Source organism: Bacillus sp. ISL-77, from assembly GCF_018613105.1.
Map to the genome: position 1 here is coordinate 1 of NZ_JAGGQY010000012.1, position 18286 is coordinate 18286.

Annotated in this window: 15 protein-coding genes and 4 pseudogenes; 4 read left to right on the forward strand and 15 right to left on the reverse strand. The window is 37.0% G+C overall.

The genetic code is table 11. The annotated features are described in order from the left end of the window. The first annotated feature begins 332 nt into the window (after positions 1 to 332). On the forward strand, positions 333 to 932 hold the full coding sequence (locus J7E77_RS04340) for an IS3 family transposase (protein ID WP_214712647.1): 600 nt from the start codon (positions 333 to 335) through the stop codon (positions 930 to 932). Between the two features lie 114 nt (positions 933 to 1046). Here the strand turns inward: J7E77_RS04340 and spoIIP are convergent, their stop codons facing one another. The 3 genes and pseudogenes from spoIIP to J7E77_RS04355 all read right to left on the reverse strand — a co-directional run. Then, positions 1047 to 2228, reverse strand: coding sequence for a stage II sporulation protein P (gene spoIIP, locus J7E77_RS04345; RefSeq protein ID WP_214712648.1), 1182 nt, complete (start codon positions 2226 to 2228; stop codon positions 1047 to 1049). A gap of 209 nt (positions 2229 to 2437) precedes the next feature. After that, positions 2438 to 3166 carry a hypothetical protein gene (locus tag J7E77_RS04350; RefSeq protein ID WP_214712649.1) on the reverse strand — a complete coding sequence of 243 codons (729 nt, stop codon included), beginning with the start codon at positions 3164 to 3166 and terminating at the stop codon, positions 2438 to 2440. A 35-nt stretch (positions 3167 to 3201) separates the two neighbouring features. Beyond that, a pseudogene (locus J7E77_RS04355) lies at positions 3202 to 3387 on the reverse strand (hypothetical protein); the annotation flags it as partial. Between J7E77_RS04355 and J7E77_RS31075 the strand changes: the two are divergent. Next, positions 3387 to 3653: pseudogene (locus J7E77_RS31075) on the forward strand (YncE family protein); the annotation flags it as partial. The pseudogenes J7E77_RS04355 and J7E77_RS31075 sit on opposite strands and share 1 nt — an antisense overlap. A 297-nt stretch (positions 3654 to 3950) precedes the next feature. On the opposite strand, the gene J7E77_RS04365 reads toward J7E77_RS31075, so the two are convergent. Then, positions 3951 to 4955 (reverse strand): polysaccharide deacetylase family protein, encoded by a 1005-nt coding sequence (locus J7E77_RS04365; RefSeq protein WP_214712655.1) that lies wholly within the window; start codon positions 4953 to 4955, stop codon positions 3951 to 3953. 591 nt (positions 4956 to 5546) lie between these two features. Here J7E77_RS04365 and J7E77_RS04370 point away from each other — a divergent pair. Beyond that, on the forward strand, positions 5547 to 5762 hold the full coding sequence (locus tag J7E77_RS04370) for a hypothetical protein (RefSeq protein WP_214712656.1): 216 nt from the start codon (positions 5547 to 5549) through the stop codon (positions 5760 to 5762). Positions 5763 to 5821: 59 nt separating this feature from the next. Here J7E77_RS04370 and J7E77_RS04375 read toward each other — a convergent pair whose 3' ends face one another. The 11 genes and pseudogenes from J7E77_RS04375 to J7E77_RS04425 all read right to left on the reverse strand — a co-directional run bounded on the left by J7E77_RS04375 (position 5822) and on the right by J7E77_RS04425 (position 17799). Further along, positions 5822 to 6751 carry a F510_1955 family glycosylhydrolase gene (locus tag J7E77_RS04375; RefSeq protein ID WP_214712657.1) on the reverse strand — a complete coding sequence of 310 codons (930 nt, stop codon included), beginning with the start codon at positions 6749 to 6751 and terminating at the stop codon, positions 5822 to 5824. 126 nt (positions 6752 to 6877) lie between these two features. After that, complete coding sequence (locus J7E77_RS04380; protein ID WP_214712659.1) at positions 6878 to 7264, reverse strand: response regulator transcription factor; 387 nt, start codon at positions 7262 to 7264, stop codon at positions 6878 to 6880. Positions 7265 to 7644: 380 nt separating this feature from the next. Continuing rightward, entirely contained in the window at positions 7645 to 7983 is a 339-nt protein-coding gene (locus tag J7E77_RS04385; RefSeq protein WP_214712661.1) for a YolD-like family protein, read from the reverse strand. A 425-nt stretch (positions 7984 to 8408) separates the two neighbouring features. Then, positions 8409 to 9794, reverse strand: a complete 1386-nt coding sequence (locus J7E77_RS04390; RefSeq protein ID WP_214712663.1) for an amino acid permease — start codon at positions 9792 to 9794, stop codon at positions 8409 to 8411. Between the two features lie 91 nt (positions 9795 to 9885). After that, the gene (locus J7E77_RS04395; RefSeq protein WP_214712665.1) at positions 9886 to 11268 is read right to left on the reverse strand and encodes an NAD-dependent succinate-semialdehyde dehydrogenase; all 1383 of its coding nucleotides are present in this window, start codon (positions 11266 to 11268) and stop codon (positions 9886 to 9888) included. 18 nt (positions 11269 to 11286) lie between these two features. Further along, complete coding sequence (locus J7E77_RS04400; RefSeq protein ID WP_214712667.1) at positions 11287 to 12630, reverse strand: aminotransferase family protein; 1344 nt, start codon at positions 12628 to 12630, stop codon at positions 11287 to 11289. Between the two features lie 144 nt (positions 12631 to 12774). Beyond that, positions 12775 to 14178 carry a sigma-54 interaction domain-containing protein gene (locus tag J7E77_RS04405; protein WP_251029001.1) on the reverse strand — a complete coding sequence of 468 codons (1404 nt, stop codon included), beginning with the start codon at positions 14176 to 14178 and terminating at the stop codon, positions 12775 to 12777. Between the two features lie 279 nt (positions 14179 to 14457). Then, positions 14458 to 15789: pseudogene (locus J7E77_RS04410) on the reverse strand (glutamate synthase-related protein); the annotation flags it as partial. Between the two features lie 361 nt (positions 15790 to 16150). Then, on the reverse strand, positions 16151 to 16972 hold the full coding sequence (locus tag J7E77_RS04415; RefSeq protein WP_214712672.1) for an ATP-dependent DNA ligase: 822 nt from the start codon (positions 16970 to 16972) through the stop codon (positions 16151 to 16153). Positions 16973 to 17170: 198 nt separating this feature from the next. Beyond that, on the reverse strand, positions 17171 to 17350 hold the full coding sequence (locus J7E77_RS04420) for a hypothetical protein (RefSeq protein WP_214712674.1): 180 nt from the start codon (positions 17348 to 17350) through the stop codon (positions 17171 to 17173). A gap of 248 nt (positions 17351 to 17598) precedes the next feature. Beyond that, positions 17599 to 17799, reverse strand: a complete 201-nt coding sequence (locus tag J7E77_RS04425; RefSeq protein ID WP_285289982.1) for a DUF2798 domain-containing protein — start codon at positions 17797 to 17799, stop codon at positions 17599 to 17601. Between the two features lie 345 nt (positions 17800 to 18144). Here J7E77_RS04425 and J7E77_RS30415 point away from each other — a divergent pair. After that, positions 18145 to 18225, forward strand: a pseudogene (locus tag J7E77_RS30415) (hypothetical protein); the annotation flags it as partial. Positions 18226 to 18286: the final 61 nt, after the last annotated feature.

Sequence of the window (18286 nt, forward strand, 5' to 3'; positions counted from 1 at the left end):
TATCAAACCCTGTTTCTTCTGAAATTGCAGTTTGAGTCCATCCTTTCTGATGTAACTCTCTGATCATAAAAAATTCCCCATCCTTTAACATGTTGTCTCTCCACTCAAAAAAAATTTGATGTATCGAGACAATTATCCGTTATTTTTGGGGAATTTTTAACCGTTTATATTGGGGATTTTAACACCGTTTTTCACATATGAGTTAATCAAAAAAATCTTTGATGAAAAGAAGGCAAAAGCAGGTGCTCTTGTTATCAAGATGATCTTGGAGAACGATTACTATATCGTAATGAACCATAAAAAGATTTAGAAGAATTATGAGGAAATTCAACTTGGTAGCGAAGATCAGGCAGATAAATCCTTACAGGAAAATGGCAAAGGCAACTCAGGAGCACAAAACCCTATTTAATCTACTTGATAGAAAATTTGATCAAAGTGAACCAGGGAAAGTGTTACTTACTGATATTACGTACATTTACTATGGATCAGCTCAGCCAGCTTATTTATCCTGTGTTAAGGATGCAGCTACAAAGGAAATTGTTACCCACCATCTTTCCAGGAACCTGAAGATGGATATCGTTTATGATACTCTTAAGAAACTTTCAGACTCACTTAAAGGTATGGTACACCCAGAAGCAATGCTTCACTCAGACCAAGGCTTTCACTACACGCACCCGGAGTTCCAAAAGCGAGTGAAAAAGATGAAACTAACCCAGTCAATGTCCCGTAAGGGAAACTGTTGGGACAACGCACCAATGGAATCCTTCTTTGGTCATTTAAAGGATGAAGTTAACTATTCAGACTGTGAAAGTTTTGAGGAATTACAGGAACTAATAGGAAATTACATTGAGGAATATAACAATGAACGTTATCAATGGGGGTTAAATAAAATGACTCCGGCCCAATACCGGAGTCATTTACTAGCTGCATAAAAAGGTCTTTTTTTAAACTGTCCACTTTATGGGTCACAGTTCAATTAAGGAGGTTGTTTTCTATATTTTCCGCTTTGAAAAGAGGAGGATTATACTGTCACATGCTTTCTACATTTAAAATTCTTCCGAGCTACTATCCCCATTTACCTCCTGAGCATTTCGATAAAATTCACTAAAAACTTCCGAAAATGCTTTTATTGTATTGTCAAGTTCTACCTTAGTATTATCAACACCACCAAATTCGAGTAACATAGAATTGCTGGATAGATCTTGATTATAAACTCCGTTTCCGTCGTCTTTTGTTTTTACAAATACTCCTCTACTAATGCCCGGATACCTATCTTCCAATTTTTTATTTAATTCTTTAGCTAAGTATAAATTTTTATCATAATTTTGGTTCTCCTTACCAACGACAAAGAATAGTCTGGCAAATGGCTTACCTTTAATATTTATTGTAGTAACCTTTTTGGATTGTGAGTCCCTGTGTATGTCTATCAAATACTGAATTGACTTTTCCCGTGCCATTGTTTCTTGAACTATTTCTCTTGAAAGAGTATAAGAATTATTGTAATTCCAATTCTTTTTTTTCAGTTCCTCAGTAGCATTAGTTGTACTATGAGCTGTCACTATTCCTTTTTTTATTAATTCTGCTTGCAAACTTTTTCCTACATCAATAACATTTTTGTTTTGATTAAAGCTAACAGCTTCATTTGGATTTTTAACGCCATTTAATTGTGGCAAAAATGATTCCCAACTATGTGAATGATATATAAAGACTACTTCTTTACCAGTTTTTATAGGAGGGGGATTACTTGTTGATTTATCTGAATCTGCCAACTCCTTTTCTGCCATTTCTTTTTCTTTTAGTAAGATTTCTACTGGTGGTGCGGACTCGAATGGGAGATTTGTAAGATTTGTTCCAATACCCGCAACTGCAATTTCTGTATTAAACTCACGAAAACCAGGTATTTCATTACCAAAAAATGTTCTAATATCTTTGTGCCATATATCAAATACTGACATTGTAATAATTTTAGAGACGGATGGCATTTTTTGATCATTATTTTTACTTATTTTCATATCTGATGCATCTAAAAGAGCAATTTCATTTGACATTAGATTAAGGAAAAATTCTGTCGGTAGATTAACACTTGTACTATATAAAAAATCTGAAGTAAATTTATTTTTAATTCCAGAAAAGTTTAATATAAAAACAATACAAAATATCAATAAAAAGATAGTGAAATAAATGGTTTTTAAATTAATATAGACCATTATAGGATCTTCATTCCTCATACTTTCCCTCCTACGTAATTGAAATCTATTAATTTCAATATATGCGGAAGTAATAATAATAGAATTAATACTTTTGGTAGCTATAAAAAACCTATTTTTATAAAAAGACTATTGAAAGCAGCTCTTTTTCCTTTAGTCAATTCTCTGTTCATTAGGATAAATATTCATATTTCTGGAGCAAAATTGTAAAGAGGTAGAATCTATAGATTTTAATCTTTTGATTCTACCTCTTCATTTTCCTTGTGTATAGAAGTTAATAAACCAACAAAAATAACAAAAATAAACAACCATTGTTTTTGTGAAACTCCCATAATAAAGTTCATTTGAGGGGATAAAAACGTAAACACCAATCCACTTAATCCTATTAACACAGCAGTTTTCATAAATAGATTACCACTTCCCTTGGTTTTAATGGTTTTATATAGAAATAATATTATCATTGCACAAGTTATAGCAAAATAGATATGGATTGGATGATAGTCTACATTTTCACTTCCTAAAGATATGCCCCATGGAAAGCGAGTTGGATAGCCATAAACTGGGATAAAAAGATTATAGATAAACATACTTGGAAGGACACTTAAAGATAGTAAGTCTAGAAATAATTTTAACGGTATAGCTTTTTTGTATATTTTAAAGGCAAGATATGCAATAGAAATTATTAACCCCAATAATAATGTTGAATTACTGCCGGTCATAAATAAAACTAATAAAGGATTACTAAGTAATAACTTAGGATTTAAGAGTACCCCACCAAATTTCCAAGTGAAAATTAGAATTAATATACAAGAAGAAAAGAGATCCATTATCACTTTTCTATTAATCTCACTTCTTTTCATTGCCATTAATAAAGTTAAATATCCAAAAATCCCTGATAGAAAAATTATCATCAATTTAAAACTAATTAAAATGGGACCAATTTTATATACATCAGCCATTTGTCTACTCCTTAGCACTTACTAGTTTATTAAATTTGGACTTCAAAAGCCGTCTTTGCTTGAAGCCCCATCAGTTTTTTAATGGCTTCTGATGATCTTCCTTTAGCCTTTGCTTCAAAAAGTTTCCCAAGAATAATTAGCGTAATTAGAATGGAACTTGTCTCATAGTAAAGTTCTACTGAATGCTCCATACTTCCGATTGACATCAATGATAAATATAAATCAATTTGCCTTTGTCGCTAACCAAGGAACGGAAGATGTCCCTTCTCATTCTTTAACAAAGATTGATTTAAAATCGAAACAAGTGGTGGCAACTATTGAGACAGGTAAAGGTTCACATGGAGTCGTTACGAGCCCAGATAGTAAATTTATATATATAACGAATATGTTTGAAGATACTGTAACTGTCATTGACAACTCCCAAAATAAAGTCCTAAAAACTATAAAAGTTGGTAAAACACCTAACGGAATTAGTATCATGCCTTAATATTTTTTCAATTGAACAAAAGATTAAGAATGGAAGCATAAACAATCAATTACTGTTTAATGAATCTTTCCTCAGATTATAATAATGACTTAAGCCCACGGTAATCGTGGGCTTTTTTAGTTATCTCTATATTAAAAACCTATAAAGTTTGCTCATTAATTTATATATTAAATATGAAAAAAACGAAAAAAAGTAATTCAATCACAGTATATTGGATTGTTTTTAATATAAAATACATTAAAAAATATTTAACTACTTGGTTAGTATTTCAAAGCTGTAGGTATTTTGTCTTTTTGACTAACTTTTAATTCTAAATTGGTAAGGGGTCATTCTGCTATCGATTGCTTTACATTCATAGCCTTGTTTACTTAAATAATCAAGCAGCTGCGGCAAATGGGCAAGTGTTTCATTTCTTTCATGTAACAGAATAACGATTGGACCTTCGTGGTTTGCCATTCTATTTAATTGCTTAATCACACTGTTGACATACCGTGCGTCTTTATAATCCCAGTCCCTACTGTCAATATTCCAATCCCACATTGAATACCCATTATCATTAACAGCTTTTCTATATTCAGCCGTCATATCCGGTACACTGCCATAAGGCGTTCTCATGATATAGGAATCGACATCAGTTATTTCTTTTAACGTGTTACGGTTCTGGGTTAATTCAGCGATAACAGAATTTGCCGATGCATAAAAAAGTTTCTGATCATGTGATACACCATGTAGTCCAACTGTCTCTCCGGACTGAACCATCAGTTTTGCTGCATCAGGGTATCTGCGAATATTTCCGTCAATCATAAAGAATGTCGCTTTGTAATGATATTTCTCTAGAAGTGCGATGATGTCACCAGAGAAAGCCGCCGGACCATCATCAAATGTTAAGTAAACGGTTTTTTTGGAGCCGGGTTGTGTATTATTTTGGCCAGGCTGCGTTGCATTGGATTCCTTATTTGGTTGTGGAGTCCCATTTTCCTTTGCGGGAGGTTGTGCCGAGGTAGTATCAGTAGTAGTAGTTTCTGCCACCTTATTAGGCTCTCGTTCTTGCTTATTTCTCAAAAACATAGCTTCATCCTGTTGCTTTAGCATCAGTTCTTTTTCAAGTTTTATATCTTTTCTGTCCCGTACAATTGATTCAGAGGTTGGATTTTTTGTCAGTACATTTTTTTGGTGATTAATAGGTCCGCTTGTAGCTTTTGCCTTAAAATAATTACTCACAAAAACCCCTGCAAACAAGAACCCAATAACAATTATGGCAATTAAAGTCCCTTTCTTCCACCCGCTCTTTAGATTCCCCATTGTTCATTCCCTCTTTGTTGGTTTTTTATTTTATTTTTCTTCCTCCATTATAGACGAAATTCAGCGGATAATTTTGCCAATCTATTAAAATATTACAATTAAATTAAAATAATTAGAGATTAATAGGAGAATTCGACAACGCATTTCATCAAAACCTTCACAGGAAGGAAGTTGAAACTTTTCACCAACATATTATACCAATAATATCCCAATTAGGGAGAAAAGAGGTAAAAATTTCATCGGAAATTTCAAAAAAGTGGACAGGCAATTTTGGCTAGAACTAACATAGATATCATTGCACGAGATTTTTCATATATAGACGGAATTCCTCTTATTTTTGTGATGGAGGTGAGATATGTGTCAGGTGGGCAAAAAGCTCTTTTTTAAATCTTATCGATACTTATTCCTAATTTCGGAATCAGGGGCAATCTGATATTAAAATGACAATTAACATCCTTACGGACGTAACCAGTTGTTGAAAAGTAGTAAGTTCGAGTTCATCGTTATCACTCATATACTTAGCGATTGTTACTAATTCATTGTGCTTAGAGCCAAAATTCAAATATCTAATGCTGAGAGTGAAAAGTTACGATGGAATATGTAAAAAAAATAAAAATTGCCGTTAACTCTGGAATAGCTATTGTTGGTGTAACTAGTATTGTACCTAAATCTAGCTTATCGATAGCAGATTTTATATCTTGTGCTGATTACGGACTTTATCAATCGAAGCATCAAGGAAGAAATAAAGTATCTGTTTATCCTTTCAATGAACTTTTATCCACTGAAAAAGCAGCGATATCTAGTTGATAATGATTTACACCCCAAAAGTTAGAGTGAAAATCTAACTTTTGGGTGTATTTTTATCGTTATTTTAACTTTCCAGATGTAATTATTTGCTCCCAATTTCCCCCGCCATCTTTTGTTTCATACAAAGAGGTTGAAAATGTGGATACCGCAATTTGTTTTTCGTCCTTTTGATTTACTGATATTGAAGAAGCAGCATCCTGGCCAAGATCTAAACCTATACTCTTCCAAGATTGCCCTCCATCCTGAGAAATCATTACTCCTGAAACCATATTGTTCATTGAGTATGCAATTATATCTTTTCCATTAGGCATAAGTGTCATGGCTGTGATAAGACGGGTATCATCAAAAATTTCCCAATTTGCTCCACCATCTTTTGATATCATAACTCCATTTTCAGTTCCCGCCAGCAAGGTATTTTTATCTTTCGGGAGAACCAGTAGGGAGTGAACTTTCATAAGGTCACTTGGTAATCCTTTTGGTTCTACCTTAGTCCATTTTTTTCCACCATCTAAACTTTTATAAATCCCAGCACCATATTGTCCGGTACCCATATCATTAAGTCCATAAATAACGTTTGGATCGTGATGATATGTTGTTAAAGTATGGAAGTCGATTTTACCAACATACTCTACCTCTTTCCAATGCAGCCCTTTATCTTTACTGATTAAAACTCCCATTGGGTTTGGATATTCAGAATCTGTACCAGGGTGTCCACTTGTCATCATTGTTCCATCTGAACGCAAATGGAATCCCATAAAGTCATCATTGGAAGAACCAACTTTATTCCAAGTTTCTCCTACATTTTTTGTCGAGAAAAGTCCTTCATGAGTTGCTATATAGGTTGTCCCATCGTTAGAAACACCTACCCCATGAATATCTTCAATCTTTTTCCCGCTTTTTACTGATGTAACCTTGGACTCCTCTTTTGAGCTACAAGCGGAAAGAATTAAACTCAAAGACAAAACTGATAATACAAATACCTTTTTCACTACTCCACCTCAAACAGTCTTATTTTCTTTAAAACAAAGCTATATTGCTTATGTGAATAATCTATCAAAAAAATATCGAGAAAGTATGCATTTTTCATTATTGTCATCAATTGGTCAACTATCATTTCATATATAATTCATTTGACGAATATTGTGACCGTCTTCAATTAGATTTTCGATATGAAATAATAACTGTTCTTCGTTTATAGGTTTTGTTAAATGACCATTAGCTCCGTTTTCAACACTACTTATTATGTCAGGAAACTGGTCTCTAGCAGTTAACATAACAATGGGGACATTAGAGAATGTGCGTATCTCCTTTACAGTTTCCCAACCGTTTGTTTCCGGCATCATCACATCCATTAATACGGGCTCAACAGCGTGTTTCTTTAGATATTGTATAGCCTTTGTTCCGCTGTTAACAGAATAGCAATGAAAACCATGTGGATGAAGATATAGCTTTAATAACTGAAGCATTCGTTCCTGATCATCTACTAAAAGTATCTTACTCATACAGGCTCCTTCTTTCCTAAACTAGCTATTATCATTAGGTTGTTTAACGTAAACATTATAAAAGAGTGTAGAAAGTAATAATTTTCTTTGAATCCTTATGAACAAGCATTACAGTTACTATTAACCAACTCCTACATTAAAAATCGTTTCCCACAGGAAACGATTTTACATTATTCCCTAAATACTAATGGCATTGACAATTATCTCCGTTACAAGAGCAATCCGACGAGCAAGAAGGACATTTCCCAATCATTTTTCACTCCACCTTTAACCAAACTTTAGATTTATTGCTAACCAGGTGATCTCGCGAATAGTGTGCCAGAGATGGCAACTTCATTATTAATCCCTCTACCGCCTTTAACAATATCTATAATAACCCCCTAATCTACAACAACAACCCCGACCACATCTTTAAATTCCACCTGCTCGAATTCCCTTGGCTTCACCTCTATCCGAAGCTGATGCGTAATTGGATCAATGTAATGTATACGGCCAATAATGTCAGCCGTAAAACCTTCGTCCCAAACTGAAAACTTTGCTTTTAGATTATATTCCATTGCGTAACAGATACGCCGGTCGAACTCCTCCGCCTCGTAATCATCTATTATTGGCTTCACTATTCGTTCCTGATCCTTATACATGGCGCGAGTCATTTCGAATCCTAACGGCATAAAAGATGCAGGCTGCCATTTAATTTTACCGCGGTCACGAATAGCCATTTCGGTCACCTCCTTCGTTGTCATCACCAATATTATACACAAACAAGTGTTCTGTATCATAAAAAAAATAAAAAACGCCTGGTTAGGCGTCAAAAACTGCTCTATTTAACTAACGCATGAGTTAGTTGAAGTACTTTCTTCCATACTATGTTTAAAGAATATAATTTTTTATGGACTGCTCTTCCAAATGCTCCATAACTTCCTAATCAAGATTGTTCCCTTTTGGTAACATTTTAATTTCCAATTGTCTCAAAGTAACCCTTTAACCAATATATCCATGACTAAAAAATCTAATTTGCTTCAGGTGAAATTAAGGATAATTATTTAAGTTGGTCGAGTTTTTGGAATTTTTAAAACTACCGTGTAAATAAATGAATGGGGATCAGATACCTTTACAAAAAGTACATGATCCCTGATTTTATTTGCTAAACTGCAGATTTTTTTGTTTTTACCGAATTTACTGCTTCGTTTTTCTTTTTTAAGATAAAATATGAAACTATAACCAAGGCTGTTATTAATAATGTTAAGAATAACTGTGAGCGCATTGAATCGATGAATGCCATGGATACAAGGATGACTAGTATACTTGCAATTGTGAAGTATGTCAGGCCTGGAAACAGCCACATTTTCATTTCCAGCTTCTCTCCGTTTGCTTCCATTCGTTTTCGAAGCACAATGTGAGAAATGGCAATTGCTAAATACACAATGAGTGCAATGGCACCTGATGCATTGATCAGAAACAGAAACATTTTATCAGGCGAAACGAAATTAAAGATCGCACAAACGTAGGAGACGATTGTTCCAATCCAAACAGCACGAGTAGGTACACCTTGTTTGTTCAGCTTAAGGAATGCGCGAGGTGCATCTCCTCTTTGAGCGAGTGAAAAAATCATCCTGGAATTTGTATACAGAGCTGAATTCAAACAAGAAAGCACCGATGTAAGGACAACAAGGTTCATAATGAATGCCGCACCTGGAATTCCGATCATATCGAGCATAGTTACATATGGACTTTTCAGAGCTGTCGTTGAATCCCATGGCAGCAATGTGACAAGAATGGCAACAGAACCAATATAAAAAATAAGAATACGCCAAACGACACTTTTAATGGCTATTTTTATTGTTTTCTTCGGATCTTCTGACTCACCAGCTGCAATAGCTGCAATTTCAGCACCGAAGTAGGCAAAAATAACTGTCGCTACTCCAAGGAAAATGGAGCTTACTCCATTAGGCGAAAAACCTCCTTTGCCAAAAAGATTAGAGGTCCCTGGTGACTCCACTCCGGGGAAAATATCCAGAATAATAGATAATCCAATTCCCATAAAGATGGTAATGGCTACAATTTTAATGAGTGCAAACCAATACTCAAATTCTCCGAACGATTTGACTGAGAATACGTTTGTAAGCGTTAATAAAAATGTCAAGATAAGACTCCAGGTCCAAATCGGAATAGATGGCATCCATTCATGGGCAATTGCCCCGCCTGCAACGGCTTCAATAGCAATAACAATTACCCAGAAAAACCAATAGAGCCAGCCAATTGTGTAGCCAGCCCAAGGTCCGATCGCTTCCCGAGCGTATGTAGCAAATGAACCGCTATCCGGATTACGAGCAGACATTTCACCCAGCATCCGCATAAGAAACACAACAAGCAAACCTGCAAAAGCATAAGACATCACAGCACTAGGGCCTGTTGTATTAATAACTGTACCTGCTCCTACAAATAGTCCAGCACCTATGATGCCGCCTAGAGAAATCATCGTTATATGCCTTGTTTTCAATTGTTTCTGAAGTCCCTCTTTATTTTCCAATATTCTTTCGCCTCCTTGATAGTAGTCGCTTTACCAACTTTGATCAGTGTCTGTACCATGAAATGAATAACAGGAACAGACACCGCCACGATTATAGCCCGATTGAGATGTATTTCACTTCCAAGTATTCTTCAATGCCAATGTGGCTGCCTTCTCGTCCCAATCCGCTTTGCTTCATGCCGCCGAATGGAGCTTGAGCTACAGATGGAAGTGCATCATTCAATCCTACAATGCCGTACTCCAATTGCTCTGTAATCGTAAACGCTTGGCTCAGATTTTCTGTGTACACATAAGCAGCCAAACCGTATGGTGTGTCGTTCGCTCGTTTTATAACCTCTTCAGCTGTTTTAAATAGAGCGATTGGAGCAAGCGGCCCAAATGTTTCTTCGTTCATGCACAGCATGTCGTCAGTAGCACCTGTAATAACTGCTGGCTGCATGAAGAACCCTTTGCTGCTTTGCAGTGCGTCCCCTCCGTATACCAGAGTCCCGCCTTTCGAGATTGCATCATTAAGATGTTTTTTCACTTTTTCAACTGCGTTCTTATCGATGAGTGGCCCTACATCTGTTCCTTCTTCTAAACCATTTCCTACCTTTAATTTGGATACTGCTTCAACAAACATTACACTAAAAGATTCAGCAATGCTTTCGTGCACGTAAACACGGTTTGTACAGACACACGTTTGGCCCGCGTTGCGGTATTTAGAAGCGAGCAGCCCTTGTACGGCTTTCTGTATGTCTGCATCAGCCATTATGATAAATGGAGCATGACCGCCTAATTCAAGTGATATTTTTTTTACCGTGTTAGCCGCTTTTCTCATCAATAGCTTTCCTACTTCAGTAGATCCAGTAAACGAGATTTTGCGTACTCTTGTATCTTCCATCCATGCATCACCGATTTCCGACGCATCGCCAGCCACAACTTGCAGCACACCCTTTGGAATTCCAGCAACTTCAGCAAGCTCAGCTAATTTGATAGCTGTCAGAGGTGTTTGTTCTGCCGGTTTCACTACAGCTGTACAGCCTGAAGCAAGAGCAGGTGCTACTTTTCTCGTAATCATCGCAGCGGGGAAGTTCCATGGCGTAATTGCTGCAATAACTCCTACCGGCACCTTTTGCACCAAAATTCTTTTATCAGGATGAGATGCGGGAATGGTCTGCCCATAAATACGCTTTCCTTCCTCTGCAAACCATGATATGAAGCTATTTGCATAGGTAATCTCCCCGATCGCTTCTTTTAAAGGCTTTCCTTGTTCTTGAGTCATTAGCTTGGCAAGCTCTTCAGTCGATTGTTCAATTAACTGGTGCCACTTCATCAATAATTCACTGCGCTCCCCAGCCGTTTTTTTCGACCATGATTGAAAAGCTTCATATGCACGATCAACTGCTTCAATCGCTTCTTTACCTCCGCTGTAAGGTACAGTAGAAACTATTTCATTCGTTGCCGGATTTAAAACTTCGAAACTAGCATTCATGTAATCACTCCTCGTTGTTTACAGTGCGGAAGCTGCCGTTATTGTTTTTTCAACTGCCCAAATTGCTTCATTTAAAATATGGATAAGTTCGTTCATTTCGTCCTGATTAATAATAAGAGGCGGTGCAAATACAAGTGTGTCTTGCTTATCAAACACGACAGACCGACAAATCAACCCTCGTTTTGTCGCTTCTGTTACAATTTTTGGAGCGAGAGGCTCTTCAAACTTTTCCCTTGTTTCTTTGTTTTTAACAATTTCAACAGCACCCATTAACCCAAGCGCTCTTACGTCTCCTACAATGTTCCGCTTTGACTGCAGCTGCTTAAACCCTTCTAACAGCTCCTCACCCATAAGCCGTGCGTTTTCTATTAAGTTCTCACTCTCCAGAATTTCAAGGTTTTTCAATGCTACCGCACATGCCATAGGATGTCCGCTGTATGTGTAACCATGAAGTAAAGTCCCTTCAGAAAATTCTGACAAATCCTTGTGAATATCTTCAGAAATCATAACGCCGCCAAGCTGTGCATATCCGCTCGTTACCCCTTTTGCAAAGCACATCATATCAGGAGCGACACCATAATGATCCATACCAAAGTACTTTCCTGTTCTACCAAAACCAGTAATTACCTCATCTGTAATGAACAAAATACCGTACTCGTCACAGATTTTTCTTATTTCCTCGAAAAACCCTTTTGGGGCAATGTGCAGCCCGCCCGCGCCTTGTACCGGCTCTGCAATAAATGCGGCCACTGTTTCAGGGTTTTCTGATTCTATTTTTTCACGCAGTGCTACAGGGGAAAAATGGTCAACATAACAAAAGTCAGGTGCTAATGAATTTGTAAAATCCCTGAATGGTTTTAATCCTGTCGCACTCGTCGCACCCATAGCTACCCCATGATAGGACTTTGACCGTGAGATAATCTTCTTGCGCTCCGGCTGGCCTTTCAAAATCCAATAATGGCGCGCCAGCTTATAAGCCGTATCGTTGGATTCAGATCCGCCCGATGTAAAAAAGGTTGCGGTTAAATTTCCAGGTGCAATTTCAGCGAGCTTTGCAGCTAATTGGATGGCAGGCACATTGCTGTACGTCGCGAAACAGGAGCTATAACCGAGTGTTTTCATTTGGTCGTATGCTGTTTGAGCAATCTCCTCGCGGCCGTGACCGATATTTACATTCCAAAGTGAAGATAAGCCGTCAATTGCAGATCGCCCCTTAAGGTCATAAAGCCGGACACCTTTTCCTTCAGTAAAAATAAACTCCGGTCCGTTATCCTGTTGCTGTTTAATAGAAGTTGTTGGATGCAAGAAATGTTTTTTATCAAGATCAGCCAGCTGTAGATATTTGTCTTTCATAATAACCATCCTTATCTTGTCGTTTTTTAAGCGTTTACATATTTACAGTGCAATTTCTATGCCAACTATTAATCTATTGATAATGCCGCTTCCGAAGTTATTGTCAATTCATTATTGAATCGTCCTAGAGATAATTAATTCAATAAAGAATCATTAATTCATTTTTGAATTAATATTATACTTTTTCATACGCCGTACGACGGTAGGCTGGCTAAGTCCGAGGTATTCGGCCATTTCATAGGTTGATTTACATTTACGGAAAGCACGAAGCAGCCAGCTCTTTTCCACTGCTTCTAAAGACTCTTGCAGCGATGATGCTGGCAGTTCCCCTTTATTGTCCACATGTAATAACGATCGATTAACACTTTGCAAAAAAGGGAGATTTTCCACAGTGATTTTTTCGTGTTCAAGCGTAACCACTAACCGTTCTACCAGGTTTTCTAACTCTCTTACGTTCCCTGGCCAGTTATGGTTTAAGAATGCTTCAATTGCGGAAGAGTGAAATGTATTAGACTTCATGTATCTTTCATTGAACTTTTCTAAATAAAAATTCATCAAATGCAAAATGTCTTCTTTTCTATCCCGCAACGGAGGAATTTCAATTGGAACAACATTCAGCCTGTAAAAAAGATCCTCCCGAAACGCACCTTGCTTGACCATAAACCCAAGATCCCTGTTTGTTGCCGCTACTATTCTAAAATCTATGGTTCTGCATTTGTTCCCGCCCATTCTTGTAACCTTTTTTTCTTGCAGTACTTTTAGCAGTTTCACTTGAATAGAAAGCGGCAATTCACCCACTTCATCTAAAAACAAGGTCCCCTTATCAGCAAGCTCAATGAGGCCTATTTTCCCTTTGTTATTTGCTCCGGTAAACGCTCCCGCCTCATACCCGAACATTTCCGACTCGAACAAACTATGAGGTATAGCTCCGCAGTTCACTTCAATAAGCGGTGCATCTTTCCGGCTGCTGCCCTTATGCAGCGCTCTTGCAAAGAGCGTTTTTCCTGTCCCTGACTCACCTTCCAGCACAACCGTTGCATCACTGCGTGCCACCCGATTCACGAGTTCCCATACTCTTTTCATTCTTTGACTCTTAAAAACAACCCCACTTGAGGTTAAACTTTTATCACGCAGCAGTTCGATTTCTGTTTCATAAAACTTCATTTTCTGCTGCAGTTTCTCGTATTCACCTTTCAGTTCTTCGATTTCCGTTATATCGTAAGAAAAACTGATAACCCGAATGATATTATTTTTCTCGTCAAAAAGAGGGATACCGTGAGTCATGATTATTTTTCCGGTCCCTGTTTTTTGCATAAACCGGACAGGCTCCTTCTTTTTAATAACACTCAGTGACACCGAGGGATTAAATATCTTTTCCTTCTCCAGATCCTTAACCGATTTCCCTACCAGCTGCGCAGAAGCGATCCCGTACATTTCTTCACTTTTTTTAATAGCCCGTAAAATAATTCCCTCGCCATCCGTGATGATTATATTCTCACTAGAAGCGTTAATAATTCCTTCTATCTCAAGCTCTAAAAGTTTCTGCCGATTTGACAATCCGATCACTGCTCCCAAATTATAAGAATATTTTGATTCATTATAGCATTGGATGTCAGGGACGAGAAGGACTATATCGGCCATAATATATACCTTTCATCTTTAGAAGTTTGAATAGTCTTTTCAGAAAACAATGAGTGAGTTCTCACTTGACATCTTCTTGTCCTCTCTACTCCTTCTTTCTTTTTCTCTTGCAACTGTAATTGCTTAAGGAAACCGTATTAAAACAACTATTGCTAAAGATGTTGTATGGATTGTCATTATACCCATTGAATTTCATTATAAAGTTCTTTTTAATAATTCATCCGAAGAATCAGGAATTGGAAACAGTTCTGATAACCTTTTTATTTTTCCATCGACATCTTTAAATACAATGTGATCACGAGTGAACTTACGGGGGCTATCAATGCCACAAGCCGCAGCTAAGGCAAACAAACCTTGACGTACATTAATGATGTAGTTCATGACGCGCCATTTCTTTTCCTCTAGCACAAGTGCTTCTTGATATTTTGGATCGGTGGTCGTTACGCCCGTAGGGCATTTACCAGTATGGCATTGAAGAGCCATTATACAGCCGTTAGCAATCATAAATCCTCGCGCAGAGTTCACGGCATCTGCACCGATCGCAAGGGCAATAGCAATTTTATCGGCTGAAATTAACTTTCCTGAAGCAAAAATTTTCAGCTTATTTCGTAGACCAAACTGATAGGCCTTATCAACAACCGCAATTAAAGCAGGATATAAAGGAAGTCCCATTGTATCTGCCATTGATTTGTAAGTGGCGCCTGTTCCACCTTCTCCGCCATCAACCGTAATAAAGTCCGGATAAATCCTAAGATTATTCATGGCCTCGAAAAATTTATCCAAGCTGGATGGATATCCAACGACAATTTTGATTCCGACAGGTTTTCCACCTTCATCTTGCAGCATTTTGATAAACTGCAACGTTTCGAGCACATTATGCAAAAATGGAAAGCGATTTGGTGAATTAATGGTTTTCCCCACTGGAACTTTACGAATGTTTGCTACCTTCGTTGTAACCTTTGACCCCTCCAGATGTCCGCCACGGATTTTTGCTCCTTGGCCGAATTTAAGCTCAAATGCTTTTATATTCGGCTCTTGGGCTTTAAACTTAAATTCATCAATAGAAAAATTCCCCTCATCATCGCGAAAACCAAATAAACCAGGGCCAATTTGAGCGACCACATCTACACCACTTTCTAAATGCTCTGGTGCAACTCCGCCCTCCCCCGTATTAATCCATGAACCGCCTGCCAAATGGCTGCCATGACCTGTTGAAAGTATATAGTTTTCGCCGACTGCTCCGTAAGATGTGGCAGAGGCACCAAATGGACCGCGAAGTCTCCATGGAAATTTCCGATCACCGCCAACGATTATGGCATCTTCCTCATGGTAAAGCCAACGTGTTGTTTGGTCCTTTTCAAGCTGTTCGTGACGAGTAAACAATCCTTCATGATCAATTTTATATTTCATGGAATGGACTTTTTCTTGATTGTCAACCCTTAATTCTTCATTTAATAGGGGAAACAAACCATTCGCAATATAATAACCAGGCTTATCAAAGTCACGTTTGGAACCGAACCCTTTTATAATCGGAAATATTTTATCTATGATGATTTCGTTTTATTTTAATGGAAGTATGTCGGATACAGTTATGTGGGATGGTGGTTATTTTAAACCATTTTCTTCTTCTCAACTATTAGTAGTAGTAAGTCTTTTAAATTTAATTCCACAGTACATAGCAATGATTTTAGCGAAAAAAGTTCATAATATTTTTAAAAATTAAATTCAAAAGGAATACTTGTTAAATAGGATACTTAATAAGATTGTGAAATGATTCACTTAAAGTAACGGGTGCTTTAGTTGAAGATGAAGTCCATAAAAAGTTCCTTTTTCTTTTGACAAAGTTATCAACTTTATTGATTAGCAGAGTAGCAAAAAGAGTGGGCAATTAAACCCACTCTACGAAGCTTGGCAAGCGCAATAAGCCCGCCTTTGTTAAATTACGGTATTTCACACGTACACCAATCGGAGTAATATACGCAAAATCATCGGTTTCCTTTAAAATTGGAGCGCGGTAAACCTTCGCTTTTTCACTCGCAGGTACTCCGAGCTCCATCACGCCCATGTACTTACCTTCAGTGTCCGTCAACAGCCAGCCGAAATCCTTCGGTTGCTTGCGGTAGCCCACGACGAACACATCGGAGTATTGATAATTGATTACCTTAAGCCATGAATGCGACCGTTTGCCAACTTCATAGCGAGAGTCTTTGCGCTTTAAGACAATACCTTCTAATCCTTGGGCCTTGATCGCGTCAAAGTAAGCCTCACCGTGGCCTTCGATAAACTGTGACTTGGTAATCAGCGCGGAATCATTCGGCACCAGGTCCGCAAGTATTTCCTTACGTTCAAGCAACGGAAGTTTAGTGACACGTTCACCTTCACGCTGTATGACGTCGAAGGCCACAAAGCTGACTTGCGATTTATCTTTCGAACTCATGAACCGGCTCATCATCGCCTCGAAGTCTGGTTTCCCATCGTTGTCGCTAATGATCAACTCGCCATCAAGAGTGGTTCCAGGCGGAATATCGAGATTGTGAAGTTCGGGGAATTTCGATGTGATTTCGTTGTTGTGGCGTGAATATAGGCGGACTTTGCCCGCATTATCAACTGAATATATTAAACGGATGCCGTCGAGTTTCAATTCCGTGATATATTCGGAGTCGTCGAACGGCTGATCCGATTTGTGTAAAAGCATTGGTTTAACGAACATATAAAAACACCTCGCCTTAATATTACCACGAATAATAGAACGGAATATTAGGAGACTAATGGAAGTAGTATGTAATGCCTTTTGGCTGCTTAATCTATATAATACAACATTTGCAAAGCACAACCATTTTAATGAAGAGGTTGTACCAACGTTATTAACAAAAAAAGAGCCATAAAAGGCTCAACATGATAATTTATATTAATTGTATAAACCTTCTAGAATTTCTTCAAAATCAAGCAATTTATGTGACTTTATGATATAACCAAGGTTCATTGGAATTTGCGAAACTGAAATCGGTCTAGAAGAAGGAATATTCAATACAGCTATTTCACCTGTCGCGGTAAATTGCGGACCTGCATACAAGATACCAAGTAACATTACACGTGTACCTAAATTAATACCTTTTCCTGAACTATAACTAATCAAAATGCTATGACTTTACTTGATAGGCAGCAATAACCAAGGTTCTTTAGAAATAAGATTTTTCACTGACGGAAAGTTGTTGTATAATTTCTCGATTAGGTACATAACCAATTCCTGGTTTCTCACCCGCCTATTTCTTTTGGAGAACTATCAGCCATAAATTTAATTTTTATTCGTTTTGTTCTCTCACTAAAATATCATTGTCAATTATTAGTGGTTTTTTCTACAAAATTAATCTTTTTCATTATTTTTTGTATTACTCTCGGAAAAAAGTAAGCCCCAAAAAAAGCGCAAATAAAAGCCTGTAACCAAGTTATTAACCATGAATGTAAAAATGTTTTATCATAACCCCTATTTATTGAGATTAATATAAATGAAATAAAAAAGGACATACTAAAAGCCATTAAAAATGCAAAAATGATATTTTTATATTTAATATTAATATTTATTATTACTCATCTCCTCATCATTTAATATAACTACATTTTTATCTTAGGAATCCCTACATATATTTTCAAGTAAGAACAGAACAAATAACAGATGTTCCCTAACCTTTATGTATTTTTATTAACACTAGCTATATAGTAACAATTACATTCACATTAGTAAAACAAGTATTTATGATGGAATTATAAGTAATTCTTATATAAAGGAGTTAGTGAGAGTGAATACTTATTATTCTTTTATAAAAGCAATAGAAAACAGGCAGTTTTACAGAAGCGGCAGAAGAACTTGGGTATTCTCAATCCGCCATTAGCCAAATGGTGAATTCTGTAGAAGAAGAACTTTCTAAGAAACTTATTTACGTTCTAGAAAGGGAATTACACTAACACCAGATGGAGATGAATTTTTTCCATATATAAAAGCATTTAATAATTCGCATAAGGAATT

Excerpts from the sequence above, each read along its gene's own strand:
- J7E77_RS04385 (WP_214712661.1), bottom strand. The coding sequence starts at position 7,983 with ATGGCTATTCGTGACCGCGGTAAAATTAAATGGCAGCCTGCATCTTTT.
- J7E77_RS04365 (WP_214712655.1), bottom strand. The coding sequence starts at position 4,955 with ATGGGGAATCTAAAGAGCGGGTGGAAGAAAGGGACTTTAATTGCCATA.
- spoIIP (WP_214712648.1), bottom strand. The coding sequence starts at position 2,228 with ATGAGGAATGAAGATCCTATAATGGTCTATATTAATTTAAAAACCATT.
- J7E77_RS04370 (WP_214712656.1), top strand. The coding sequence starts at position 5,547 with ATGGAATATGTAAAAAAAATAAAAATTGCCGTTAACTCTGGAATAGCT.
- J7E77_RS04395 (WP_214712665.1), bottom strand. The coding sequence starts at position 11,268 with ATGAATGCTAGTTTCGAAGTTTTAAATCCGGCAACGAATGAAATAGTT.
- J7E77_RS04415 (WP_214712672.1), bottom strand. The coding sequence starts at position 16,972 with ATGTTCGTTAAACCAATGCTTTTACACAAATCGGATCAGCCGTTCGAC.
- J7E77_RS04420 (WP_214712674.1), bottom strand. The coding sequence starts at position 17,350 with ATGTTACTTGGTATCTTGTATGCAGGTCCGCAATTTACCGCGACAGGT.
- J7E77_RS04350 (WP_214712649.1), bottom strand. The coding sequence starts at position 3,166 with ATGGCTGATGTATATAAAATTGGTCCCATTTTAATTAGTTTTAAATTG.
- J7E77_RS04425 (WP_285289982.1), bottom strand. The coding sequence starts at position 17,799 with ATGGCTTTTAGTATGTCCTTTTTTATTTCATTTATATTAATCTCAATA.
- J7E77_RS04380 (WP_214712659.1), bottom strand. The coding sequence starts at position 7,264 with ATGAGTAAGATACTTTTAGTAGATGATCAGGAACGAATGCTTCAGTTA.
- J7E77_RS04400 (WP_214712667.1), bottom strand. The coding sequence starts at position 12,630 with ATGGTTATTATGAAAGACAAATATCTACAGCTGGCTGATCTTGATAAA.